This window comes from Bacteroides sp. GD17 (genome assembly GCF_038448625.1).
Taxonomy (GTDB): domain Bacteria; phylum Bacteroidota; class Bacteroidia; order Bacteroidales; family Bacteroidaceae; genus Bacteroides.
The window spans coordinates 1-8,583 of sequence record NZ_JBCEZS010000031.1; the positions used below are offsets into that span (position 1 = coordinate 1).

Below are 8,583 nucleotides of genomic sequence, written 5' to 3' on the forward strand. Positions count from 1 at the left end.
ACCCAGGGCGTTGCCCTGGGCTGATAGATGAAAGGCTTTCAGCCTTAGGATGCGCAAACATGCCGAAAGGAAATCTTGCCGGGGCGCTACGCCCCTAAATTCCCATTTAAGCAACTAACTAATTTACACTATAAAAATGGAAACTAAATTTCTAAAGATCAATCCTGCCGATAATGTGGCAGTAGCTATCGTAACACTACCGGCAGGTGAAAAACTCACGGTAGACGGAAAGGAGATCACCTTGAACGAGGATGTACCGGCCGGACACAAATTTGCACTGAAAGATTTTGCAGAAGGCGAAGACGTCATCAAATACGGTTATCCCATCGGCCATGCCAAGCAAGCACAGAAACAGGGCGACTGGATGAACGAGAACAACATCAAGACGAATCTTGCCGGATTGCTGGAATACACATACAACCCTGTAAATGCAGACTTGAACATCCCGAAAAAGAACCTGACCTTCAAAGGTTATCGCCGCAAAAACGGTGATGTAGGTGTGCGCAATGAAATCTGGATCATCCCGACCGTGGGTTGCGTCAACGGCATCATCAACCAACTGGCCGAAGCCCTGCGCCGCGAAACGGACGGAAAAGGCGTGGATGCAATCATGGCTTATCCGCATAACTACGGTTGCTCACAGCTGGGCGACGACCACGAAAATACTAAGAAAATCCTTCGCGACATGGTGCTGCATCCCAATGCAGGCGCAGTGCTCGTGGTAGGATTGGGCTGCGAGAACAACCAACCGGACGTATTCCGTGAATTCCTGGGCGACTACGACCAGGATCGCGTAAAGTTCATGGTGGTTCAGAAGGTAGGCGACGAATTTGAAGAAGGCATGAAACTGCTGCGCGAACTGCATGAAAAGGCAAGCCAAGACCAACGCGAAGAGATTCCTTTGAGCGAACTACGCGTAGGACTGAAGTGTGGCGGATCGGACGGATTCTCAGGAATCACCGCCAATCCGTTGCTGGGCATGTTCTCCGACTTCCTGGTGGCACAAGGCGGCACCAGCGTGCTGACGGAAGTACCGGAAATGTTTGGTGCGGAAACCATCTTGATGAATCGGTGCCGCAACAAGGAGCTGTTTGAAGAGACGGTGAAGCTGATTAATGATTTCAAGGAATACTTCCTTTCGCACGGCGAGCCGGTGGGTGAGAATCCGTCTCCGGGTAATAAGGCAGGCGGTATTTCCACGCTGGAAGACAAGGCGTTGGGATGTACCCAGAAATGTGGCAAGAGCTATGTGGAAGGTGTGCTTGCCTATGGCGAACGCCTGAAAGTGAAGGGACTGAACCTACTGTCGGCTCCGGGCAATGACCTGGTGGCAGCTACTGCCCTCGCCTCCTGCGGATGCCACATGGTGCTGTTCACCACGGGACGCGGAACACCGTTCGGAACGTACGTACCGACAATGAAGATTTCGACCAACTCTGCACTGGCAAAAAACAAGCCGGGCTGGATTGACTTCAATGCAGGCGTAATCGTTGAGAACGAACCGATGGAGAAGACTTGCGAAAGATTTATCGACTATATAATAAAGGTAGCAAGCGGCGAATTCGTAAACAACGAAAAGAAAGGTTACAAGGAAATAGCCATCTTCAAGACGGGAGTGACGCTGTAATTGATATTTAAAAATTAAAAATTAAAACAGAGGGGCGGAACAATTCGATTTGTTCCGCTCTTTTTATTTGTATCTTTGCGGCGGCTTTGTCATACGAGATGCTATAACTAATTAGAGAATATATTTTAAAGCAATATGCCCTTAACTACAGATACAACCCAAAAGCAAAAAGGCGGCTGGTGGGCACTGAGCCCGCTGGCAGTATTCCTCTGCCTCTACCTGGTGACGTCTCTCCTGGTGAATGATTTCTATAAAGTCCCCATTACGGTTGCTTTTCTGATATCATCCTGCTACGCCATCGCCATCACGCGCGGACTGAAACTGGAGCAGCGCGTCTATCAGTTTTCCGTAGGTGCCAGCAACAAGAACATCATGCTGATGGTATGGATTTTCATCCTTGCCGGAGCATTTGCACAAAGCGCCAAACAGATGGGAGCCATCGACGCAACAGTCAACCTGACGCTGCATATACTGCCCGACAATCTGCTGCTGGCAGGTATCTTCATCGCCGCCTGCTTTATCTCGCTCTCCATCGGCACCAGCGTAGGAACGATTGTTGCACTGACGCCCGTAGCCGTGGGACTGGCAGAGAAAACAGGCATCGACCTGCCCTACATGGTCGCCATCGTGGTGGGCGGTTCGTTCTTCGGAGATAACCTTTCGTTTATTTCGGACACTACCATCGCTTCGACCAAGACGCAGGATTGCGTGATGAGGGACAAATTCCGGGTGAACTTCATGATTGTGGTACCGGCAGCACTCATTGTGCTGTGCATCTATATCTTCCAAGGACTATCGGTATCTGCCCCTGCACAAATGCAGGCCATTGAATGGGTTAAGGTAATCCCCTACCTCATCGTACTGGGAACAGCCATAGCCGGCGTAAACGTGATGCTGGTGCTGTTGCTCGGAATCGTATCGACAGGGATCATCGGCATTTGTACGGCAACGGGAGCCATCAGCATAGGAACCGCCGCCACCGAAAGCGTAAGTGCAAGCACCGCCTTCTTCGACTGGTTTGGTGCTATGGGAACGGGCATCACGGGCATGGGCGAACTCATCATCATCACCCTACTGGCAGGCGGCATGCTCGAAACCATCCGTTACAACGGCGGAATCGACTTCATCATCTCACGCCTCACACGCCACGTCACCGGAAAGCGGGGCGCCGAACTGAGCATTGCCGCACTTGTCAGCATCGCCAACCTGTGCACCGCCAACAACACCATTGCCATCATCACCACCGGACCGATTGCCAAAGACATCGCCCTACGCTTCCACCTGGACCGCAGAAAAACGGCAAGCATACTCGACACCTTTTCGTGCCTCATACAAGGACTGATTCCCTACGGAGCACAAATGTTGATTGCCGCCGGGCTGGCAAACGTATCACCGCTCAGCATCATCGGCAATCTTTATTACCCGTTTTGTATGGGAATATGCGCCTTGCTGGCTATCTTAATAAGATATCCCCGGAGGTACTCTTAAAGTTTTCTGAGGTTTATAATTTATAATCCAAAAAGATTTCTTACCTTTGCAGCCGCTATTACGAGATAGTAGCATTATTCAAATCATTAATTAAAACATTTATTTAAATGGCAACAAAAATCAGATTGCAAAGACATGGACGTAAAAGCTACGCTTTCTACTCTATCGTTATTGCAGACGTAAGAGCACCACGTGATGGTAAATTTATTGAGAAGATTGGTACTTACAATCCTAACACCAATCCTGCCACAGTAGATTTGAAGTTCGACCGCGCACTGGACTGGGTGATGAAAGGTGCACAACCTACCGACACTGTTCGTAACATCCTTTCTCGCGAAGGTATTTACATGAAGAAGCACCTCCTTGGCGGTGTGGCTAAAGGCGCATTTGGCGAAGCAGAAGCAGATGCTAAGTTCGAAGCTTGGAAGAACAACAAACAAAGTGGTTTGGCTGCTCTGAAGGCTAAAGAAGAAGAGGCTAAGAAAGCTGAAGCAAAAGCACGCTTGGAAGCTGAAAAGAAAGTAAACGAAGAAAAAGCTAAAGCACTGGCTGAAAAGAAAGCTGCTGAAAATGCTGCTAAAGCCGCTGCCGAAGCTCCTGCTGAAGAAGCAACCGAAGCTGCTGCCGAAGAGGCTCCTGCTACAGAAGCTGCTGCTGAATAAGAGTAAGCACAGCATTTTTTCATTAAATATTGGGATTAAAACTATAAAATCCTCTTCGGTTCGTGCCGGAGAGGATTTTTTATTGCTATCTTTGCGACTATAATTATTCATAAAAAGAACAAGCAATGAAAAAGTTTACTTATCTGCTCGCTGTGGCCGCTGTATTTGCAGCTTGTAACGGCGGGAACAAGGGTTACACCGTGACCGGAACCGTAGAAGGTGCTGCCGATGGCGACACTGTATATCTGCAAACTGTGCAAGGACGCCAATTGGTGAAATTGGATTCTGCAATTATCAAAGGCGGAACATTTACTTTTGAAGGTACACAAGACACTACTGCCAGCCGTTATATCACTTACCAAGCAGCCGGAAAAGATGGCGTGGCTATTGATTTCTTCCTGGAAAACGGAAAAATCAAAATCAACCTGGCGCAAGAGAATAAATCTGCTACCGGTACAGCGAATAATGATATCTATCAGGAAATCAAGAATCAGTCCAGCGGTCTGAACAAGCAAATGAAAGATATCTACGAATCCATGTCGGACACCACTCTGAACGACGAACAGCGTGATGCAAAAATCAAAGAAATGGATGTGCTGGAAAATAAGATGATAGACATCACCAAGGCAGCTATCAAGCAAAACATCACCAACCCGGTAGGTATACTCCTGCTGAAGCAGAATTACTACTATATGGATGTAGCGGAACTCGACCCGCTGATGCCGCAAATCCCGGCCGCCTACGATAATGACGAAATCGTCAACAAGATTAAAGGCAATGTAGAGAAGATGAAAGCTACTGCCGTAGGCCAGAAATTCACAGACTTCGAAATGCAGACTCCGGAAGGAAAGGCAGTGAAACTGTCGGACTACGCAGGTAAAGGAAAGGTTGTCCTCATTGACTTCTGGGCAAGCTGGTGCGGTCCTTGCCGTCGCGAAATGCCTAACCTGGTAGAAGCTTATGCCAAATACAAAAACAAGAACTTCGAAATCGTCGGCGTATCTTTGGACCGCGACGGCGAATCATGGAAAGAGGGCATCAAGAAGCTGAACATCACTTGGCCGCAAATGTCCGACTTGCAATACTGGAACAGCGAAGGTGCTAAATTGTACGCTGTAAGCAGCATTCCTCACACTGTACTCATCGATGGCGAAGGTACTATCATCGCCCGCGGACTGCATGGTGACGAATTGCAGGAAAAGCTGGCTGAAGTAATCAAATAAACAGCACTCCTTATTATCCGAAAAATCAAATGCCACACTTCGTTAAGTCAAATGCCTCAGGGCAAGTCTTACGAAGTGTGGCATTTGCATTTACAAAGTGTGGCATTTGCCCTGATAAAGTGTGGCATTTCGAACGACGAAGTGGCGCATTGCACATTTAAGAGAATATACGCTCTACCATTTCCATTCCCAGCCGCACGGTTTCCCACTGCTTGGCTTCGTCATCATCCGAAGGAGAAAGAAATACGCTTGCATCGGGCAAGCATAACGTGAAGCGTTTTAAAGGAATATAATTCAGCACACTTTCCGTCTTGGCTTGCAACTCGTCCAACTCGTCTTCATTGGGATAACGGGACAGTACAAAACCAAAAACCGCCTCCTTCTCGTGTATAAACCACAGCAAACGGTTACGGTCGCACGAACCGCAATCATAATTCAGGAAATAGGCATCGGCTCCATGAAGCTGAATCAACATGCCCGTAGGTGCATGAAAAGCAACGTACATTCCGGACGGACGTTCGCGCAAAACACGGTTGTTCAGACGAATAGTCTCCTCCATAATAACAGAATTCACTCCGTCAAATTGAATGTAACGGCAACCGGCATCATAGAGTTTGGTAAGCAGAAAACGATAACAAGCGGCAATATCATCCGTCAGGAGCCTGACGTCGGGATAAACGGTTTCCATTTGGGTGCGTTCCACACGCTGAAGAATCTGAGTCATAACTTCGGCCGGCGAAGGGATATGCTGTTTCGCCATCACACCCTCTCCTGCTATGGAAAGCAAAAAGGCAAATTCCTCGAAAATGGGATGTTCGGACAAACTGATCCGTTCTGTAATTTCCAAGGCAGAACCTTCGGAGAACGGACCTTTAGAATGAAAACCGTTCCAGCCTTCCAGGAAGTCGCGGCTTCGAAAGCCTCCATCCGAAACGACCTTCATGCCTCCCGCCTTCAATCGTTCCACCAGGTTGCGCACTTCTGCATCTTCAATCGCCTGCAAGGTTTGCCGGCTCACTTGTCCACTCTGATACCGCACGCGAGCGTCTTTCAATGCACTGGGTACACAGAAAGCTCCGGCTATATCAATCTTAAATGGAGGAAATACATTTGCCATACTCATCCTTTCTTTAATTGATTTTTTGTATTGTATTTAATGGTACTTTAGTAAGGACGAACGCCTTAAAGAAATCAATGGATGCAAATATAACTAAAGTATTCGAAAAATCGTAATCTGCCCAAAAGATTTATCTTCATTTGACATTTCGAAATTTGACGTCACAACTACGGAAAGTAATTATCAGTAACGAGAAACTTTAGGAACAATAATATTAGCAAAGTTTTCCATTTCAGCAACAACAACCACTGTATATCAACTGATTAACACTTTTTAGAAACGAAAAAGTTTCCCAAAACAGAAAACATACAAATAAGAGTGATACCTTTGTCCCCGCAATTAAACAGAATAAATAATACCATATTAGTCTAAAAGGTTATGATACAGACAGTACTCAAGCGTGACGGACGCGTCGTCGGTTTCAATGAAGAGAAAATAGCTACCGCCATCCGTAAAGCAGAGACGCGCGACATGTTTCTGGAAATCATCAACATCAAGTCCAACGACATCACGCGCGAGAACGCCAATATGAATGCAGACACGCCGGCAGGCATGATGATGAAGTTTGCCAGCGAAACCACCAAACCGTTTGTAGACGACTATCTGCTGAGCGAAGAGGTGCTGGATGCCGTCAACCATAATTACCTGCACATCCACGATAAGGATTACTATCCCACCAAGAGCCTGACGTGCGTGCAGCACCCCCTGGACCGTATCCTGAAGTACGGCTTCTCTGCCGGACACGGAGAATCACGTCCGGCAAAGCGCATCGAGACTGCCAGCATCCTGGGATGTATCTCGCTGGAAACGGCACAGAACGAGATGCACGGCGGACAGGCCATTCCTGCCTTCGACTTCTATCTGGCTCCCTACGTGCGAAACAGCTACATCGAAGAAATCAAGAACCTGGAAGAACTGAACGGGAAAGATTACTCGCATCTCTATCAAAAAGAGCTGACCGACTACCTGCAACAACCATTGGACGGGCTGTCCGACGAGAAGCGTATCGTCCAGCATGCCATAAACAAGACCGTAGCGCGCGTACATCAGTCGATGGAAGCGTTTATACACAATATGAATACAATCCATTCGCGCGGAGGAAACCAGGTGGTGTTCAGCTCCATCAACTACGGAACGGACACTTCGGCCGAAGGGCGCTGCATTATCCGCGAACTACTGAAGAGTACCTACCAAGGTGTGGGCAACGGAGAGACAGCCATCTTCCCCATTCAGATATGGAAAAAGAAACGTGGAGTGAGTTATCTGCCGGAAGACCGCAACTACGACCTCTACCAGCTAGCCTGCAAAGTGACTGCCCGCCGCTTCTTCCCCAACTTCCTGAACCTGGATGCTACCTTCAACCAGAGCGAAGACTGGAAGGCCGACGATCCGCAACGCTACCAGTACGAAGTAGCCACGATGGGCTGCCGTACACGTGTCTTTGAAAACCGTTTCGGACCGAAAACATCCATCGGGCGCGGAAATATTTCATTCTCTACCATCAACATCGTGCGTCTGGGCATCGAGTGCATGAACATAGAGGACAAGGAACTGCGCATCTCCAAATTCTTTGCCAAACTCGATGCCATGCTCGAAGTAACTGCACGCCAGCTGCACGAACGCATGGAATTCCAGAAAACGGCATTCGCCAAACAATTCCCGTTGCTGATGTCCGCCTTGTGGCTGGGCAGCGAAAAGCTGAAGCCGAACGATACCATCGCTTCCGTCATCAACCAGGGAACGCTGGGCATCGGTTTCATCGGACTGGCAGAATGCCTGGTGGCCCTCATCGGAAAACATCACGGAGAATCAGCAGAAGCGCAGGACCTGGGACTGAAGATTGTGACTTATATGCGCGATCGCGCCACCCAGTTCTCCGAGCAATATCAGCACAATTACAGTGTGCTTGCCACCCCGGCCGAAGGGCTTTCGGGAAAGTTCACACGCGTAGACCGTAAGAAGTTCGGCAGCTTGCCGGGAATTACAGACCGCGATTACTACACGAATTCCAACCACATTCCGGTGTACTACAAATGCAGTGCCCGCCACAAGGCGGAAGTGGAAGCTCCCTATCACGACCTGACGCGCGGCGGCCACATCTTCTATGTAGAAATGGACGGAGACGCCACCCACAATCCGGAAGTCATTATGCGCGTGGTAGATATGATGGACCGCTACAACATCGGCTACGGCTCCGTGAACCACAACCGCAACCGTTGCCTGGAATGCGGTTACGAGAACTCTACGCCCGACCTGGAAGTATGCCCCAAATGTGGCAACCGGCACATCGACAAGCTGCAACGCATCACCGGCTACCTGGTGGGAACAACCGACCGCTGGAACAATGCCAAGCTGGCAGAGCTGAACGACCGCGTCATCCACAATTAGGTCCCTCTTATCATTTTTAATTCTTAACTTTTAATTGAACCAGTGCTTTCCATTCTCGATATTTTAGAAGATACCACA

The 8,583-nt window shown here is 48.6% G+C and carries 6 protein-coding genes; 5 read left to right on the plus strand and 1 reads right to left on the minus strand.

Annotation, left to right across the window (positions count from 1 at the left end):
• Window positions 1-136: 136 nt before the first annotated feature.
• The 4 genes from AAE250_RS23100 (at window position 137) to AAE250_RS23115 (ending at window position 5,000) form a co-directional block, all read left to right on the plus strand.
• Window positions 137-1,627, plus strand: coding sequence for a UxaA family hydrolase (locus tag AAE250_RS23100; RefSeq protein WP_294602401.1), 1,491 nt, complete (start codon window positions 137-139; stop codon window positions 1,625-1,627).
• A gap of 135 nt (window positions 1,628-1,762) precedes the next feature.
• Window positions 1,763-3,115 (plus strand): Na+/H+ antiporter NhaC family protein, encoded by a 1,353-nt coding sequence (locus tag AAE250_RS23105; RefSeq protein ID WP_294602402.1) that lies wholly within the window; start codon window positions 1,763-1,765, stop codon window positions 3,113-3,115.
• Between the two features lie 107 nt (window positions 3,116-3,222).
• Window positions 3,223-3,777, plus strand: coding sequence for a 30S ribosomal protein S16 (locus AAE250_RS23110; protein WP_294602403.1), 555 nt, complete (start codon window positions 3,223-3,225; stop codon window positions 3,775-3,777).
• 125 nt (window positions 3,778-3,902) lie between these two features.
• The gene (locus tag AAE250_RS23115; RefSeq protein ID WP_294602410.1) at window positions 3,903-5,000 is read left to right on the plus strand and encodes a TlpA disulfide reductase family protein; all 1,098 of its coding nucleotides are present in this window, start codon (window positions 3,903-3,905) and stop codon (window positions 4,998-5,000) included.
• Window positions 5,001-5,157: 157 nt separating this feature from the next.
• Here the strand turns inward: AAE250_RS23115 and AAE250_RS23120 are convergent, their stop codons facing one another.
• Window positions 5,158-6,123 (minus strand): cobalamin biosynthesis protein, encoded by a 966-nt coding sequence (locus AAE250_RS23120; RefSeq protein ID WP_294602412.1) that lies wholly within the window; start codon window positions 6,121-6,123, stop codon window positions 5,158-5,160.
• A 372-nt stretch (window positions 6,124-6,495) separates the two neighbouring features.
• Between AAE250_RS23120 and AAE250_RS23125 the strand changes: the two genes are divergently transcribed.
• Entirely contained in the window at window positions 6,496-8,505 is a 2,010-nt protein-coding gene (locus AAE250_RS23125; protein ID WP_294602415.1) for an anaerobic ribonucleoside triphosphate reductase, read from the plus strand.
• Window positions 8,506-8,583 lie beyond the last annotated feature (78 nt).